This is a genomic window from Burkholderia sp. BCC0398, from assembly GCF_902833245.1.
Lineage (GTDB): Bacteria > Pseudomonadota > Gammaproteobacteria > Burkholderiales > Burkholderiaceae > Burkholderia > Burkholderia sola.
The window spans coordinates 13826-32759 of sequence record NZ_CADFEM010000008.1; the positions used below are offsets into that span (position 1 = coordinate 13826).

The 18934-nt window shown below is 72.2% G+C and carries 3 protein-coding genes; all 3 read left to right on the forward strand.

The window, feature by feature from the left end; genetic code table 11:
• Positions 1-63 precede the first annotated feature (63 nt).
• From HWX76_RS18455 to HWX76_RS18465, 3 genes are read left to right on the forward strand one after another with little or no spacing between them, the layout of a single operon-like run.
• Complete coding sequence (locus tag HWX76_RS18455; RefSeq protein ID WP_176016147.1) at positions 64-3312, forward strand: non-ribosomal peptide synthetase; 3249 nt, start codon at positions 64-66, stop codon at positions 3310-3312.
• Positions 3312-17327, forward strand: coding sequence for a non-ribosomal peptide synthetase/type I polyketide synthase (locus HWX76_RS18460; protein ID WP_176016148.1), 14016 nt, complete (start codon positions 3312-3314; stop codon positions 17325-17327). The genes HWX76_RS18455 and HWX76_RS18460 overlap by 1 nt, the downstream gene beginning before the upstream one ends.
• Before the next feature lies 1 nt (position 17328).
• On the forward strand, positions 17329-18924 hold the full coding sequence (locus HWX76_RS18465; RefSeq protein ID WP_235356260.1) for an MBL fold metallo-hydrolase: 1596 nt from the start codon (positions 17329-17331) through the stop codon (positions 18922-18924).
• Positions 18925-18934: the final 10 nt, after the last annotated feature.

Genomic DNA, 18934 nt, shown 5'->3' on the forward strand with positions numbered 1-18934 from the left:
TGCGCCGGGATCGACTCGCCGCGCCGTCCTTCACGTCCTTCATGTATCCAGACAGGGGCTACCATGCGTACCACTTCGCTTTCAGCCTATCAGTACCGCTTCTGGCTCGAGTGGCAGCTCAATCCGCACTCGTCGGCCTACACGACCGCGCTCGTCTACCGCCTGTCGGGGCCGCTGGATCGCGATGCGCTGCGGCGCGCACTGGACGCGTTCGTCCATGAGCATGACGAAGGATGCCGCAGCACGTTCCGGATGGACGGCACTCGCGTGGTGAGGGACGTGCACGACCGGGTGGCGGTCGCGCTCGACTACCGCGACGCGCGGGCGGCGCCGTCGCTGGACGCCGCCGGGGCCGACGCATGGATCGCCGCGCGGGCGGCGCACGTGTTCGCGCTCGACGACGCGCCGCTGTTCCGCTTCGCGCTGCTGCGCGAGGATGCCGATGCGCACCGGCTCGTGCTCAGCTTTCCGCACATCATCTCCGATGCGTTTTCGGCGGTGTACATCAACCAGCGGCTGACGGCGCTGTACAACCACGCACTCGGCGCGGGCCCGGCGCCCGCGTGTACGTTGCGGGATCTCGGCGAGCAACTCGCGTTCGAAGCCGCGTACCGCGCGTCGCCGCGCTACGACGAAGATCAGGCCTATTGGCTCGGCGCGCTCGCGCATGCGCCGCTCGGGGTCGAGTTCGACACGGCGGCATCGGCGGGGCCGCGCGACGCGCGCATCCACCCGATGCGTTTCGACGCGGACACGATCCGCCGACTGCGCGCACGGGCCCGCGCGAGCCGCTCGACGCCGTTTCTCGTGCTGTCGAGCCTGTTCGCGATCGCGCTGGCCCGCTGGCAGGACGTGCGCGAGCTGGTCGTGACCTATCCCGTCAACATGCGCTCGCCGGGGTTTCACGACGCCAGCGGATGCTTCGTCAACAACCTGCCGATGCGCTTTTCTCTACGGCCTGGCGACACGTTCCGCGACATCGTCGCGCGTACCACCGCCCGGCGCGCGGAAAGCAAGCGCCATCAGCAGCTGTCGCTGACCGACCTCGTGACGGCGCTGCGGCGCTCGCGTTCGCTGGCCGACACGCCCGTCTTCAACGTCGGCGTGACGGAAGCGTTCTTCGTGCAGGATGCGCCGCTCGCCTTCCACGGCGTGCACGCGGAATTGCTGCCGGTGGTCGCCGCCGAGCGGCCGTTCGACCTGAACTTCGCGTATCAGCTGACGCACGACGGCCTGCACGTGAATCTCGAATACGACACCGGCTGCCTGCCGCCGGCGCGGGTCGGCGAATTCGCCGCACGTTTCGGCCGACTGCTGCGCGCGTACCTGGACGACGATGCGCAGCCGGCGCTCGCGGTCGACCTGCTGACGCCCGAGCAGCGCGCACGGCTTGCGCAATACTGGCACGGGCCCGCGCGCCCGATCGACGCGACGGACTGGCCGGCCCGCTTCGCCGCGCAGTGCGTCGCGACGCCGGATGCGCCGGCCGTCCGGTTCGGCGCGGAGCAACTGACCTATCGCGAACTCGATGTGATGTCGGCCCGGCTCGCGGGCTTTCTCGCGGCGCGCGGCGTGACGCCGGGGGCGCTCGTCGGGCTGTGCTGCGAACGCTCGACGGAGATGGTGCTGGCGATCCTCGCGGTGATGCGCGCGGGCGCGGCCTACGTACCGCTCGATCCCGCTGCACCGCCGGACCGGTTGAGGCGCATCGTCGACGATGCGGGCCTCGCGCTGCTGCTCACGCAGCGGCACCTGCTGGCGAACCTGCCGGCCGGGCCGGTCGCACGGCATGCGCTCGACGAGCGCGCGATCTGGCTCGCCGCCGAACCGCTGCCGCCGCAACGCATTCACCCGGACGGGATCGCGTACGTGATCTACACGTCCGGCTCCACCGGCGCGCCGAAGGGCGTCGCCAACACCCATCGTGCGCTGGTCAACCGGCTCGACTGGCACGGTTCGCTGCTGCCCGATACCGCGCCGGTGCGCGTGCTGCAGAAGACGCCGTACTTTTTCGACGTGTCGGTCTGGGAATTCCTGTGGACGTTGCAGAGCGGGCATGCGCTGGTGATCGCGCCGCCCGGGCTGCACAAGGACCCGGCCGGGCTCGCGGTGCTGCTGCGCGATGCGCGCATCGCTGTCGCGCACTTCGTGCCGTCGATGCTGAACGCGTTCCTGGATACGGCGTGCGGGCAGGTCTTCCCGGATCTCGCACTGGTCGTCTGCAGCGGCGAGGCATTGCTCGCCGAGCAGGCCGAGCGCTTCCACCGGCTGCTGCCGGGGGTACGGCTCGTCAACCTGTACGGGCCGACCGAGGCCGCGATCGACGTGACCGTGTGGCATTGCACGCCGGGCGACGCTCATGCGTGCGCGGGCGTGCCGATCGGCCGGCCGATCGACAACGTGTCGCTGTACGTGCTGGACGCGGGCCTCGAGCCGTGCGCGCCCGGCAGCGCGGGCGAGTTGTACATCGGCGGCGCGGGCCTCGCGCAAGGGTACGTCGGCCGCCCGGATCTCACCGCGGCGAGCTTCGTGCCCGATCCGTACGCGGGCCGTCCGGGGGCCCGCATGTACCGCACCGGCGACATCGCGATGTTCGGCGAGGATGGCGAGCTGCATTACCTCGGCCGGCGCGACGAGCAGGTCAAGCTCAACGGCAACCGGATCGAGTTGCGCGAGATCGAGGCGTGCCTGCTGGCGCTGCCGGGCATCGCGCAGTGCGCGGTGGTGCCGGTGCGGGTGCAGGGGCGCGTGCGGCTGCTGCACGCATTCGTCGAGCCGGCCGCGGGATGGGACAACTGGCCGGTCGACGCGTTGCACGCGGAGCTGGCCGCACGGCTGCCCGACGCGATGCGTCCGGCGCGCATCGACGTGGTGGAGCGCATCGCGCTGCTGCCGGCCGGCAAGATCGACCGCAAGCGCCTGGCCCAGCTCGCCGACGCGGCGCTCGAGACGCGCGCGCACGGCGCCGACGTGCGCACGAAGACGCCGTTCCAGGCCGAGGTCGCCGCGGAGTGGTCGGCCGTGCTGGACGTCGCCGATATCGGACCGGACGACCATTTTTTCATGCTCGGCGGCAGTTCCGTGCAAGCGATCCAGTTGATCGGGCGTCTCAATGGCCGCTACGGGTTGCTGCTGTCGCCGCCGCTGCTGTTCGGCGCGCCGCAACTCGACCGGTTCAGCGCGCAAGTGCTGGTGGCGCTCGGCCAGAAGGCCCAGCAGGAGGACCGCCTCGACGCGCTGCTCGATCGTCTCGCGCCGGACGACATGGACGAACTACTTACAGTGTTTTCATCGTCGGGAGAGCTGGTTTGATGTCGCATAACGATTCCACCGAAAACAAGCGTCGCCAATTGCTCGAAGCATTCGGCAGGCAGCGTGGCGCGGGCAGCCGCGACGCGATCACCCGCCAGGCACGGCCGGCGGACCTGCCCGCGTCGGCGGAGCAGTTGCGGATGTGGGTGCAGATGGCGATCAGCGGCGGCGCCGGCCATTTCCACGTGCCGCACGTGCTGGAGATCGCGGGCACGCTCGACGAAGCGGCATTGCAGGCGGCGCTGCGCGACGTGGTGGCGCGGCACGAGGCGCTGCGCACGACGTTCGACGAGCGCGAAGGCCGCCTGTACCAGCGCGTGCATGCCGAGCTGGCCGCGTCGCTGCCGGTGCATCGGCACGCGGCGGATGTGACCGACGCGGAGATCGCGCGCGCGATCACGACCGAAATCGCGCAGCCGTTCGACCTCGCGCACGGGCCGCTGCTGCGCGTGTCGCTGCATCGTCTCGGCGACGCCCGGCAGATTCTCGTACTGACCGCCCATCATCTGATCGTCGACGGATGGTCGCTGGAGCTGATGCTGGCCGACTGGTGGTCGGCCTATGCGGCGCGGCTGGCGGGTCGCGCGCCTGAGCCGCCCGCCAGCGACGCGCCGCAGTATGCGGACTATGCGCTGTGGCAGCAGGCGCGCGGTGCCGCGGACAGCGCGCCGAGCCTCGCCTACTGGCAGGGCCGGCTGACGGGCGCGACGACGCTCCAATTGCCGTTCGCGCTACCGCGCCCGGCACGGCGCGCGCACGACGGCGAGCTGGTGTTCTTCGCGATTCCCGCCGCCGTGCGCGCGCGGGCCGAGTCGCTGGCGCGGCGGCAGGGCGGCACGCTGTTCACGGTGATGCTGGCCGCGTGGCGCTGCCTGCTCGGAGACTACGCCGGCCAGGACGACTTCTGCATCGGCACGACCGCATCGAACCGCGTGCATCCGGGCAGCGAGCGCATCGTCGGCTTCTTCGCGAACCTGCTCGCGTTGCGCACCGCGCGGCAAGGTTGCGCGACGTTCGCCGCGCTGGTCGAGCGCGAGCGCGACACCGTCGCCGACGCGCTGCGGCATCAGGCGGTGTCGTTCGACCAGGTGGTCGAGCAGGTCGGCGTCGCGCGCGATTCCGCGCGCAGCCCGCTGTTCCAGGTCAACTTCGTGCTGCAGGACACGAAAGGCGCGGTGCCCGGCGCCGCCGAGCCGGCGACGGCGGCCGGGATGCCGGCGATGACGGTGCGCGACGACCTGTACCGCTACGCCCAGTTCGACCTGACGCTGTTCGCCGAGCTGACGTCCGACGGCGTGCGCTGCTGCACGGTGTTTCGCACCGACCTGTTCGAGGCCGCCGATATCGAGCGGCTGTCGCGCACCTATGTGCAGTACCTCGACGCGCTGACCGCGCAGCCGGACGCGCCGTTCGGCACGCTCGCGCGCGGCGACGCGGCGACGCTCGACGCGCTGCGCGGCTGGCAGAGCCGGCCGCTCGGGCAGCCGCTGCCCGACTCGATCGGCGCGGTGATCGACGCGCTTGCGCGGCAGCATCCGGGTCGCCCTGCGATCCGCCACGGCGACGCGACGCTCGACTACCACGCGCTGAACACCCGCGCGAACCGGCTGGCGGATCATCTGCGCGATCTCGGCGTGTCGCCGGGCTCGACCGTCGGCCTGTGTCTCGAGCCTGGCGCGGAGCTGATCGTCGCGATGCTGGCGGTGCTCAACGCGGGCTGCGCGTATGTGCCGCTCGACAGCCGCTATCCTGCGGACCGGCTGCGATTCCTGCTCGACGACAGCCAGGCGAGCGTGATCGTCACGCGCGAGGACGTGGTGGCGCACACCGATGCACTGCGTGACGGCTATCTGAACCTGATCGTCCTCGAGGACCACGACGACGAGATCGCCGCGCGCGACGGCGCGTTCGTCGCGAGCGGGCTGCCGGCGCAGATGCCGGCGTACCTGATGTACACGTCGGGCACCACCGATCGTCCGAAGGGCGTGATCGTGCCGCAACGGGCGATCCTGCGGCTCGCGTACCGGCCGACCTATCTCGACGTGACGCCGGACGACGTGTTCCTGCAGTTCGCGCCGACCGCGTTCGACGCGTCGACCTTCGAAATCTGGACCGCGCTGCTGAACGGTGCATCGCTCGTGGTGCCGGCCGGACGCGACGCGTCGCTGGACCAGCTCGGGCCGTTGCTGGTCGACGCGCGCGTGACGATTCTGTGGCTGACGAGCGGTCTGTTCGCGGCGATGGTCGATCACGCGTCGGACGCGCTGCGGCGGCTGCGCTACCTCGTCTGCGGCGGCGACGTGCTGTCGCTGCCGCATGTGGAGCGCGCCCGCGCGCTGCTCGAACGCGGGCAGGTCGTCAACGGCTACGGGCCGACCGAGACCACGACGTTCGCGACAGCGTACCCGGTGCGCGACGCGCCGGCGGCGGGGCGCACGGTGCCGATCGGCATGCCGATCCAGGGCACGTCGGTGTACGTGCTCGACGACGCGCTGAATCCGCTGCCTCCCGGCGCGGCGGGCGACATCTACATCGCAGGGCTCGGCGTCGCGCACGGCTACGCGAACCGGCCGGACCTGACCGCGGCCGCGTTCGTGCCCGATCCTTACGGCGGCGAGCCGGGCGCCCGCATGTACCGCAGCGGCGACGTCGGCTACTGGGCGCATGACGGCGCGTTGCATTACCTCGGCCGGCGCGACCGCCAGGTGAAGCTGCGCGGCTACCGGATCGAGCCCGCGGAAATCGAGGCGGCGCTGGCGGCATGCCGTGGCGTGCAGGCCGCCGTCGTGACGGTCGACGCGACGCCGCAGGGCGACAAGCAGCTCGTCGCGTACTGGACCGCCAGTCCGGGCACGGGCGCGGACGTACCGGACGAAGCCGGCCTGCGCGCGCAGTTGCGGGCATCGCTGCCGGATCATCTGGTGCCGGCGCGTTTCCACGCGGTGCCGCGAATTCCGCTGACGGCGAACGGCAAGGTGGACCGGGCCGCGCTCGCGCGGCTCGCGCCGGCGCAGGCGGCCGCGGAAACGGCGCCCGAGACGCTGACCGACACGCAACGCATCCTGCGCGCGTTGTGGGAAGACGTGCTGGGCCGCAGCGGGTTCGGCCTCGACGACGGTTTCTTCGATCTCGGCGGCGATTCGCTGCTGGCGATCCGGCTGAAGGCGCAGGCGCAGCGCCACGGGCTCGAATTCGAGATCCAGGACCTGTTCGTCCACCAGAGCGTGCGTACGCTGGGCGAGCACATCGAGCGGCAGCGCGGGGCCGGCGCGGGTGCGGATGCGGATGTTGGCGCGGGCGCGCCGGCCGAGGCCGCCGCACGGCGGGCGCCGCTGACGAACGACGCGGACCGCGCGCGGCTGCCGGCCGGCGTCGTCGACGCGTATCCGCTCAGCCGCCTGCAACTGGGGATGCTCTATCACAGCCTGCGGCACGAGCGCTCGAGCCTGTACCACGACGTGATCGGCTACGAGGTCGCGTATGCATGCGACGAAGCCTGCGTCGCGCATGCGCTCGACCGGCTGTCGGCGCGTCATCCGGCGCTGCGCACCGCGCTGCGGATGGAAGGGTTCAGCGTGCCGCTGCAGCTCGTGTTCGACGCGGCGCGCATTCCGCTGGCGGTCACCGACCTGACTGCGCTCGATGCGGCGGCGCAGGCCGCCCGGATCGCCGCGTTCATGGACGGCGAGCGGTTCGCCGCGTTCGACGTCGCCGCCGCGCCGCTATTCCGTTGCTTCGTGTTCAGGCTGGCGGCGCAGCGCTTCAAGCTGGTATGGAGCTTCCATCACGCGATACTCGACGGCTGGAGCGAGGCCGCGCTGACCGCCGAATTCATCCGGCTCTACACGGCGGGCCTGGCGGGCGCGCAAGACGGGCAGAACGACGAGCCGGTGCAGGCCGGTTACCGCGATTTCATCGAGCGCGAACAAGCCGCGCTCGCCGATCCGGCCCAGCGCGATTTCTGGCGCGGCCAGCTCGACGGCGCACAGGCGCTGTCGCTGCGCCGCGCGCCTCTGACGGCCGACGCGGCAGACGAGCGCGTGGATTATCTGGAGGTCGAGATCCCCGCCGAACTGGAGGCGGCGCTGCGTGCGCTCGCGCGCGACGCGAACGTGCCGCTCAAGAGCGTGCTGCTCGCCGCCCATCTGCGCGCGCTGCAGGCGCTGAGCGGGCGGCGCGACGTGCTGACGTCGATGGTGACGCACGTGCGGCCCGAGACCGAGGATGCGGAGCGTGCGGTCGGGCTGTTCCTGAATTCGGTGCCGGTGCGCGCGGCGCTCGACGGCGCCGCATCGCCGGTCGCGCAGGTGCGGCAGGTATTCGAGATCGAGTCGGGCATTTTCCGGCATCGTTTTTATCCGTCGCAGCAGATCCGGCAGGACAGCGGCGGAATCGAACTCGGCGAGGTGCTGTTCAATTTCACGAGCTTCCACGTGCTGCGCGAGCTGGACGACGCGGACGTGCGGATGCTGGCGGGCCGCGACGGCCACGCGGTCAACAGTTTTCCGGTGCAGGTCGATTTTTCCGTTTCCGCGAGCGACCAGCGGCTGCGCTGCATCGTCGGCTATCGGGCCGACAGCCTGCGGCGTGCCGACGCGCAAGACATCGTGCACGCCGAGCACGAGGCGCTGCGGCGGCTCGCCGGTGCGCCCGCGGCGACGTGGCTGCCGCCGGCCACGCTCGCGCGGCTCGACGAGTGGGCGACGCCGAAGCCGCGGCTGCCGGTCGGCGCGAGCGTCGGCGAGCGTCTCGCCGCGTGCGCGGCCGCCGCGCCGGACGCCGTCGCGCTGATCGACGACGCGGGCGAGACGACCTATGCGGCGCTGCTCGAGCAGTGCGACCGGCGCGCGGCGGCGCTCGCCGCGCTGGGCGTGCGGCAGGGCGACGTCGTGGCGGTCTGCGCGGGCCGCTCGGCGGCGACGCTGCAGACGGTGCTCGCGCTGTTCCGGATCGGCGCCGTGTATCTGCCGCTCGATCCCGCGTTGCCGGAAGCGCGCCATCGCTTCATGGTGGACGACGCGCGCCCGGCGGCGATCGTCGGCGATGCCGCCGCGCCCGCCTGCCTGCGTGCCTGCGGCGTGCGTTTCGTCGAGCTGGCGGCGCTGGCGCAAGCGAGCCACGCCACCTTGGCCGCCGCGCCGCGCGTCAGCCCCGGCGAGCCCGCCTACATCCTCTATACGTCCGGCTCGACCGGCACGCCGAAGGGCGTGCTGTGCCGCCAGGAAGGCATCCTCGCGTTGTTCGATGCGCTTGCCGACACCTATCCGCTCGCCGCGGGCGACCGCGTGCTGTGGAAGACCGCGCAATCGTTCGACGTGTCGCTCACCGAAATGCTGTGGCCGTTGATGAAGGGCGCCGCGATCGTGATCGCGCGGCCGGACGGCCAGTACGATCCGCGCTACCTGCAGCGCGCGATCGAGCAGCATCGCGTGACGGTGGTCAACTTCGTGCCGTCGATGCTGCACCTGTTCCTGCAATCGCTCGACGCCGGCGCGGCGAGCCCGCTGCGCGCGGTGTTCGCCGCCGGCGAGCCGCTGCTGCCCGCGACCGTCGAGCTGGCGGCGCGCGTGCTGCCGCACGCGCCGCTCTTCAACGCATACGGCCCGACCGAGGCCAGCATCTACGCAACCGTGTGGCGTTGCGCGAGCGGCCCGGTGCTGATCGGTCGCGCGGTGGGCGACGTCGGCACGCATATCCTGTCGCCCGAGCTCGCACGGCTGCCGATCGGCGTGACGGGCGAACTGTACCTCTCCGGGCGCGCGCTGGCGTCGGGCTACCTGAACCGGCCCGAACTGAGCGCGGAGCGTTTCGTGCCGAACCCGTATGCGACGGGCGACGCGGATCGCGTGCTGTATCGTACCGGCGACCTGGCCCGCTTCGATCGGCACGGCGACATCGAATTCGTGGGCCGCGACGACCAGCAGGTCAAGGTGCGCGGCTTCCGCATCGAGACGGGCGAAGTCGAATCGGTGCTGGGCCGCCATCCGGGCGTCGCCAAGGTCGCGGTGCTGGCGCGTTCGGGTAGCGCGGGCGCCGTGCTCTGTGCGTTCGTGCAGGCGGCGGGCACGCTGCCGGACGGCGCGCTGAAGGCGCATGCGCAACAGGCGCTGCCGCCGTACATGGTGCCCGACCGGATCGTCGTGCTCGACGCGATGCCGATGACCGGCAGCGGCAAGATCGATCGCCTCAGGCTGGCCGACTGGCCGCTCGATGCGGCGAGCGTCGCCGATCGCGCCGTCCCCGCCAACGCCGCGCGCCGCGCGCCCGGCGATGCTCAAGCGGCGGTCGCCGCGATCTGGCGCGACGTGCTCGGCCTCGCCGAGATCGATCCGGACACCAACTTCTTCGACGCCGGCGGCCACTCGCTCGCGCTGATCCAGTGCCAGGCGCGGCTGCGCAGCGAATTCGGCCGCGACGTCGACATCGATCACCTGTTCCGCTATACGACGATTCGCACGCTGGCCGGCTGGCTGTCCGCGTCCGGCGAGCCGGCGGCCGATGCCGGCGGCACGGCCGAGGCCGCACGCGCGTCGCAGGTCGACAGCCGCGACGTCGCGATCATCGGGATGAGCGCGACCGTCTCGGGCGCGGACGACGTCGAGCAGTTCTGGCGCATGTTGCTCGCGGGCGAGGACGGCATCACCCGGCTCGACGACGCGCGGCTGCGCGCGCTCGGCGTGCCGGACGAGCTGCTCGGCAATCCGCGCTTCGTCGCCGCGCGCGGGTTGATTCGCGATCCGGACTGTTTCGACGCCGCGTTCTTCGGCTATACGCCGCGCGAAGCCGAGATCATGGATCCGCAGCAGCGCAAGCTGATGGAGGAAAGCTATCGCGCGCTCGAGGACGCCGGTTACGCCGGGCCCGGGCCCGCGCGCGACGTGGGCGTCTACGTCGGCGTCGGCGCGAGCCAGTACCTCGCGAACCACGTGCTCGGCAACCGTGACGCGGTCGACGCGCTCGGGCTGTACCAGATCAACGTGCTGAACCAGGCCGCGACGCAGATCGCCTACCGGCTGAATCTCACCGGCCCCGCGGTCACGCTGAACACCGCGTGCTCGACGTCGCTGGTCGCGCTGCACATGGCCGCGCGCGCAGTCGCGCAGGGCGACTGCGAACTCGCGCTCGCGGGCGCGGCGTCGATCGGCGTCGACGGCGTGCCGGGCTATCTGCACCGTACCGGCGGGATCTTTTCCGCGGACGGCTATTGCCGCGCGTTCGACGCGGCCGCGAGCGGCACCGTGGAGGGCAGCGGCGCGGGTGCGGTCGTGCTCAAGCGGCTCGATCTCGCGCGCCGCGACGGCGATCACGTGTATGCGATCGTCAAGGGCTCCGCGATCAACAACGACGGTCACGACAAGGCCGGCTACACCGCGCCGAGCCCTGCCGGCCAGGCACGGGTGATTCGCGCCGCGCTGGCGGACGCGGGCGTGGACGCCGCGTCGGTCGGCTATGTCGAGACGCACGGCACCGGCACGCTGCTCGGCGACCCGATCGAAATGGCCGCGCTGAAGGCGACCTACGGCCAGCATCCGGCACGTGCGCCGCGCCTGCTCGGCGCGGTCAAGACGAGCGTCGGGCACCTGGACAGCGCGGCGGGGCTCGCGGGCGTGATCAAGGCGGCGCTCGCGCTCGAGCGCGGCAAGGTGCCGGGCACGCTGCACTTCGACACGCCCAATCCGCTGCTCGAACTCGACGACGCGGCCTTCCGCATCACCGCGCAAGCGACCGACTGGCCGGACGGCGGCGCGCCGCGCCGCGCGGCCGTCAGTTCGTTCGGCATCGGCGGGACCAATGCGCATGTGATCCTGGAAGCCGCGCCGCCGGAGGCGGACGCGCCGACGGCCGCCGCCGTGCATTGCCTGCGGCTGTCGGCCGCCACGCCTGACGGGCTGCGGCGCGCGGCGGACGGCCTCGCCGCCGCGCTGCGCCGCCACCCCGAATGGGCGCTGGCCGACGTCGCGTACACGCTGCAGGCCGCCCGGCAGGACCATGCGTGCCGCGCGTTCGTGGTCGCCGAGTCGCGCGATACGGCGCTCGACGCGCTGGCGGCTGGCGTGTCGCCGGTCGCCGACGACGCGCCAGCCGCGCGTCCGGTGATCTTCCTGTTCACCGGGCAGGGCGCGCAGGCCGCGGGGATGGCGCGCGACCTGCATCGCGAGAATCCGGTGTTCCGCGCGGCGCTCGACCAGGTGTGCGGGCGGTTCGCGAGCACGGCCGGGCTCGCGCTCGAACCTTACCTGCTGGGCGACGCGAACACCACCGACACCGCGCTGGTGCAGCCGCTGCTGTTCGCGTACGAGTACGCGCTGTATCAGGCGTGGGCAGCGCTGGGCGTGACGCCGGATTACCTGATCGGCCACAGCCTCGGCGAATTGGTCGCCGCGTGCTGCGCGGGCGTGTTCTCGCTCGACGATGCGGTCGGCTTCGTGGCGGCGCGCGCGGCGGCGATGCAGGCGCAGCCGGCCGGCGCGATGCTGTCGATATCGATCGCGGAGGACGAGCTGGCCGCGCAATTGCCGCCGACGCTCGCCATCGCGGCGGTCAATGGGCCGTTGCAATGCGTGGTGTCCGGCCCGGTGGATGCGGTCGACGCGTTCGCGGCGCACCTGCGCGACGCGGGTGTCGCGCATGCGCGGCTCGCGTCGTCGCACGCGTTCCACTCGCCGATGATGACGGACGCGGCGGCGCGCGTGCACGCGCATGCCGCGACGATGACGCTGCATGCGCCGCGCATCCCGTTGATCTCCAACCTCGACGGCGCGCTGCTGGACGCGCCGCGCGCCACCGATCCGGCGTACTGGGCCACGCACGTACTCGGCACGGTGCGCTTCTCGGCAGGCGTGCGAGCACTGGCGGCACTGGGTGATGCGCTGTGGGTCGAGATCGGCCCGCGCGACGTGCTGGCGGCGCTGGTGCGCGCGCATCGCTGCGCGCCGGCCGACGCGGTGCTGGCGAGCTTCACGGAGCGCACGCCGCGCACGATGGCCACGCTGCTCGCCGGCTACGGGCGGCTATGGGCGAAGGGCGCGCGGCTGACACGGCGCGACGCCTACGCGGGCGAGCGCCGCAAGCGCCTGCCGTTGCCGGGCTATCCGTTCGAGCGGACGCGTCACTGGCTGCCGGCACGGCACATCGAGCGCGTGCAGCCGGACGCGTTGTCGCCGTCGATTGCAGCGGTGGCCGCGCCGGCCGCGGTCGACACCGCGCCCGCTGCTTCGGCCGAGACCGACGACGTGCGGCATGCATTGACGCGTATCTGGACCGAGTGCCTCGGCCACGAGCGGATCGCGCCGACCGACGATTTCTTCGAGCTGGGCGGCGATTCGCTGCTGGCCGGGCGCGTGCTCACGCGAATTCACGAGCGGCTGAATGCGGAGCTGACGCTCGACGCGTTCTTCGGTGCGCCGACGATCGACGGGCTGGCCCGCGCGATTCGCTTGCAGTCCGAACCGACGCCGCCTGCCCTGCAGGCGGCAACGACGCCGGACGGCCTGCCGGGCGCCGGGCCGCGCCGCGCGCCGATGTCGTTCCAGCAGCGCCGGCTATGGACGCTCGAACGGCTCGGCATGGGCGGTTCGGTCTTCCACCTGCCGCAATGCCTGCACCTGCACGGCGAGCTCGACCGCGCCGCGCTGCACGCGGCGCTCGCGGGGCTGGTCGCGCGCCATCCGGCGCTGCGCACGTCGTTCCACGAAGGACCGGACGGCGACGGCGAGCAGCACGTGCATGCCGACGCGACGGTCGCGCTGTCGATCCATGCGTACGCAGGCGGCACGGACGACGCACTGCGCGCGTTCATCGCGCAGCATCGCGACGCGCTGCGGGCGGAGCCGTTCGATCTCGCGCGGCCGCCGCTGTTTCGCGCACGGCTGCTCGAACTCGGGCCGCGCCGCGCGTGCCTGCTGATGTCGTTCCATCACATCGTCGTCGACGGCTGGTCGTTCGGGCTGATCGCGCAGGATCTCGCGTCGCTGTACGGTGCGGCGAGCCAGGGCGGCACGCCGGATACCGAACCGCCCGCGTGGGATTACGCGGACTACAGCGAGGAGCAGGCGACGCGGTTCGCCGCCGGGCACTACGCGGCGCACGAGGCGTTCTGGGCGCACCTGGACGGCGCGCCGGTGCTCGACCTCGGCGCCGATCGACGCCGCGCACGCACGCCGGGGCGTCTCGCGCGCAGCGGCCGCGTCGCGGTGGATGCCGAGCGTGCGCGGCAGGTCGACGCGCTGGCGCGGCGCTTGCGGACGACGCCGTACGTCGTGTTCCTGTCCGCGTTCCTGCTGATGCTGTCGCGGCGCACCGGACAGCGCGACCTGGTGGTCGGCTCGCCGGTCGCCAACCGCGCGTCGAGCCGCACCGAAGGGCTCGTCGGCTTTTTCGTCAACCTGCTCGCGCTGCGCGTGGCGTTCCCGGCAGCCAGCCGCGCGCGGGCGTGGATCGAACGGGTGCGCGACTGCGTGATGGCCGCGCACGCGCACCAGGACTATCCGTTCGAAAAGCTGGTCGAGCGCTTCGCGGGCCCGCGCGACACGTCGCTGACGCCGCTGTTCCAGGTGGTGTTCTCGATGCAGGAGGCGCCGGTCCGCCATGTGCGGATCGGCGGGCTGGACGTCGCGTTCGAGGACACGCCGGAAACGGAAACCGAATACGACCTGACGATGAACCTGCATCGCGACGGAGCGGGCTACGGCGGCGTGCTGCTGACGCGCGACGGCGCGCTGGAGCGTGGCGAGGCCGACGAGGTGATCGAACAGTTCCAGGCCGCGCTGGACCTGCTGCTGACGCTGCCGGACGATGCGCCGCTCGGCGACGCGGGCGTGCTGTCGGCCGCACAGCGGCAGGCCTGGCAGGCGGCGTCCGGGGTGGCCGACGTGTCGTCGTGGGCGGCGTCCGACCTCGTGTCGCTGCTGTCGGGCACGCTGACGGACGGCAACGCCGCGCCGGCGGTCGCCACCGCGCACGAGACGCTCAGTTACGCGGCGCTGCGGGCCCGGGTGGAGCAGGTTGCGGGCGCGCTGCACGCGCGCGGCGTCCGCGCCGGCGAGCGCGTCGCGCTGTGCTTGCCGATGGGGCTCGACGCACTGGTGGCGCTGCTCGGCGTGCTGCGCATCGGGGCGACGTACCTGCCGCTCGATCCCGCCGCGCCGGCCGCGCGGCAGCACGCGATCCTGTCGCAAGCGGCGCCGGTGCTGCTCGTGCACGACGCGACGGCGCCGCCGCCGACGTGGCCCGGATGCGCGGCGATCGCGTTCGCCGCGCTTGGCGACGCGTCCGCCGGCGCGCCGCCCGCACGTATCGATCCGCAACGGGCCGCCTATACGCTGTTCACGTCCGGTTCGACCGGCGTGCCGAAGGGCGTCGACGTCAGCCATCGGGCGGTCGCGCAGAAGATCCAGGCACTGTGCGCCGCGTATCGCATGACGGCCGACGACCGGGTCGTGCAGTTCTCGTCGCTCGTGTTCGACGTGTCGATCGAGGAAATCTTCACGACGCTGTCCGCCGGCGCCTGTCTGCTGCTGCTCGAGCGCACGGCGTGGCCGACGCTCGGCGCGTTCAGCGGCCTGCTCGACGCACAGCGTGCGACCGTGCTCAACCTGCCCGCGTCGTTCTGGCGCGAATGGGTGCGTGCGATCGGGCTCGGCGAGGCCGCGCTGCCGGCGCGGCTGCGGCTGGTCGTGACGGGCAGCGAGACGGTGCCGCTCGCGGCCGTGCAGACATGGCGCGCCGTGACGGGCGGCCGCGTGGCGCTGATGAACGCGTACGGGCTGACGGAGAGCGTGATCACGTCCGTCGTGCACGACGTGCCGGCCGACGCGCGCGCGGATGAACGCGACGTGCCGATCGGCGCGCCGCTGCCCGGCACCACGGCCTATGTGCTCGACGCGCACCTGCAACCGGTGCCGCCGCTGTGCCGCGGCGAGCTCTATCTCGGCGGCGGCGCACTCGCGAGCGGCTACCCGGGCCGGCCCGGCCAGACGGCCGCCGCGTTCCTGCCCGATCCGTTCGCCGGACAGCCGGGCGCGCGCATGTATCGCACCGGCGACCTCGTGCGTCGCGACGGGGCGGGCGCGCTGATCTACCTCGGCCGCAGCGATCGCCAGATCAAGGTGCGCGGCGTTCGTGTCGATCTGGCCGAAGTGGAAGCGCTGCTGCTCGAACAGGACGGCGTGCGCGAGGCCGCAGTGCGGCTGTCGGGCGGACCCGACGCGCCGGCGCCGCGCCTGGAGGCGTTCATCGTCGTGGGCGCCGACGCATCGGGCGCGACGGACACGTCACGCGAGGCGGCGCGCGAGCGGCTGCGCGCGCTGCGCCGCGTCGCGCCCGCGCATCTGGTGCCGCATGCGCTGGCAATCGTGCCGTCGCTGCCGAAGACGTCCGGCGACAAGATCGATCGCCAGTGGGTATCGACGGCGGTGCTGCCGGACGCGGCCGCGGACGGCGACGACACGCCGCCGCTGCGCGCGCTGCTGACGGTGCTGCGCGACGTGCTGCGGCTGGAGCGGATCGGCCGCGACGACAACTACTTCGGGCTGGGCGGCGACTCCATCCTGGTGCTGCGCGCCGTCGCGCAGCTGAACCGGGCCGGCTGGACGGTCGACCCGCAGGATTTCTTCGCGAGCCCGACCCTCGGGGACCTGGCCGATTGCCTGCGGCCGCTGGCGGCGCGACCGGACGCGCACGATGTGTCCGCGTTCCCGCTGACGCCGTATCAAAGGCGCGTGCTGCAGCGCCCGCACGCGCACCACTGGAACCGCGCGTTGCTCGTTCGGGCGGCGCAACCGCTCGACGCCGACGCGCTGCGGGCCGCGCTCCGTTCGCTGCTCGACGCGCATCCGGGGCTGCGCTGCGTATTCGATCGCGGCGCGCTGTCGGGCCGCGTCGCGCCGGCGGACACGGACGCCGTGCAGCGCTGCTTCAGCAGCCACGACCTGGTGGCGGACGATGCGGCGCGCTTCATCGTCGCGCACAGCACGACGCTGCAGCAGGGCTTCGATCTCGCGCACGGGCCGCTGGTGCGGATCGCGCACTACCGATGCGGCGCGGCCGGCGACCGGCTGCTGCTCGTCGTGCACGGTCTCGTCGCGGACAGCCATGGCTGGGCGGTGCTGCTGGACGACCTCGCCAATGCGTATGCGGCGCATGCGGACGGCCGGACGCCGGCAGTGGCCGCGCCGACGCTGGCGTACCCGGCCTATCTTCGCGCGCTCGACGCACGCATGGCGGCCGCGCGGCAGGCGGGCGAAACCGCCGCGTACTTTGCGCCGATGGCGGCCAACGTCGCGCTGCCGCGGGATCGGCACGCGGAAGCCGGCGCGAACGCCGAGGCGAGCCAGCAGGTCGTGCGCGACCGGCTGACCGGCGAGGCGGCGCGACGGTTGCTGGCCGTCGTGCCGCAGCGCCTGCGCGTGAAAGCCGCCACCGTCGCGATCGCGGCGGCGGCGCGCGCGCTCACCGACTGGGCGGGCGGCGCGGTCGTCGCCGATCTCGGCCGGCACGGCCGCGACTGGCTCGACGACGGGCCGGCGGTCGAGCGCGCGGTCGGCTGCTTCGTCTGCGACGTGCCGCTGCTGTTGCCGCATCGCGCCGGCGTGCCGGGCGTCGCCGCGCTGCGCGAGTGGGAGGCGACGCTGGCCGCGCTGCCGCTGGCGGCGCTGGGCGGTGCGGACCTGCCGCCGCCCGCCGGCGTCGATCCCGACGCGTGGCGGCGCTGCGTGCAGCCGCAGGTCAGCATCGATTTCGTGTCGGCGGCCGCCGCGCGTCCGTCCGCGTGGTTCTCCGCCGCCACCGAGGCGGTGGGCACGGACCGCGCGGCAACCGACGAACGTTCCCATCTGCTGAACCTCGTCTGCGTCGCGGGCGACGGCGAACTCGCGTTCGAGTGCCGCTACAGCGACGCCGTCCACACGCGCGCCACCGCCGAACAGTTGCTGCGTCGGTGGCGCGAACACATGGAGGCCGCGCTCGCGCATGTCGCCGACGCAGCCGTTCCCGTAGTCGAACACGATCATTCCTGACATGACCCAGATCTACCTGAAACCCAACGTCGTCTTCGAACCGCTGATCAATCAATGGTATGCGTGGACTTTCCTGCTGCAGCCGGCGACCTGCGCGCTGGTGATGAAGCAGGTGCATCTGCGCATCATGGAATCCTTCATCCGCGCGCCGGAGCTGCATCGGCGTTCCGCCGCGAAGATGGCCGGCGGCCCGTTTCTCAACGGCGGCCGGGAGCTCGTGCCGGCGGTCGACGCGCTGATCCGCGACACCCGCACGCGCGCCGCGCCGCTGCTGGCGCTGGCGGACGCGCTGCGCGAGCTCGACGAACTGCTCGAGCGGGAAGGAGGCGGCGATACGCTGTCGCCGCTGTATGCGCGGGTGCCCGAGCCGTTGAAGGGATTCGTCGAGCTGGGCTACGACCTGCGCGGCCACGCGTCGTACCGGCTGTTCGAGCGGCTGTTGTACGACAGCGCCGGCTATCTCGACGCGCTGCAGAGCGTGAACGGCTTCCTCGCCACCAGCGACGACCGGAGCTTCATGCTGAGCACGCCGCGCTTTCCGGACGAGCACATGGTGCAGATTCGCCTGCCGTTCCGCGACGCGCTGTACGACGAGCTGTTCGCGGCCCGCCACACGGGCGCCGCGCCGGACCTGATCGACCGCCTGCTCGCGCACGCGGAGGGCGGCGCCGCGCGGCGCACGGCGCTCGAAACCTGGTTCACCGACGCACCGCCGCCGCGCCCGCCGTCGGCGCCGGCGCGCGCGGGGCAGCCGGTGCGGGTGCGCTACTTCAACCATGCGACGGTGCTGGTCGAAACCGCGAAATTCTCGCTGCTGACCGATCCGATCGTCGGCTATCCGCTCGGCCAGGGCGACGATCCGTTCACGTTCGCGGATCTGCCCGAGCGCATCGATTACGTGCTGCTGACCCACAACCACCAGGATCACATCGTGCTCGAGAGCCTGCTGCAGCTACGGCACCGGATCGGCACGCTGGTCGTGCCGCGCAGCCACGGCGGGTTCCTGCAAGATCCGTCGATCCGGCTCGCGCTCGAAGCATGCGGGTTCGAGCGGGTGATCGAGGTCGGCGAACTGGACAGCGTGCCCGTGCCGGGCGGCGAGATCGTCGCGCTGCCGTTCCTCGGCGAGCACGGCGATCTGCATATCGCGGCGAAGATGGCGTTCGCGCTGAAGGTGGACGGCAAGAGCATGCTGTTCGCGGCTGACTCGAACAATCTCCAGCCGGAGCTGTACCAGCGCATCGCGCAGCGCATCGGCCGGATCGGCACGCTGTTCATCGGCATGGAATGCGAAGGCGCGCCGATGTCCTGGCTGTACGGCGCGCTCCTGAACGAGCCGCTCGGGCGCCAGTTCGACCAGAACCGCCGCCTGAACGGCTCCGACTGCGAGCGCGCGTGGCCGCTGGTCGAGTGCTTCGCGCCGCGCCAGGTGTTCGTCTATGCGATGGGCGCGGAGCCGTGGCTCAAGTTCATCTCCAGCATCGAATACGCGCCGACCTCGCTGCCGATCGTCGAATCGGACAAGCTGATCGCCCGCTGCCACGCACGCGACATCCAGTCCGAGCGGCTGTACCTGAAGAAGGAAATCGTCCTTTGAGCGCGGGCGG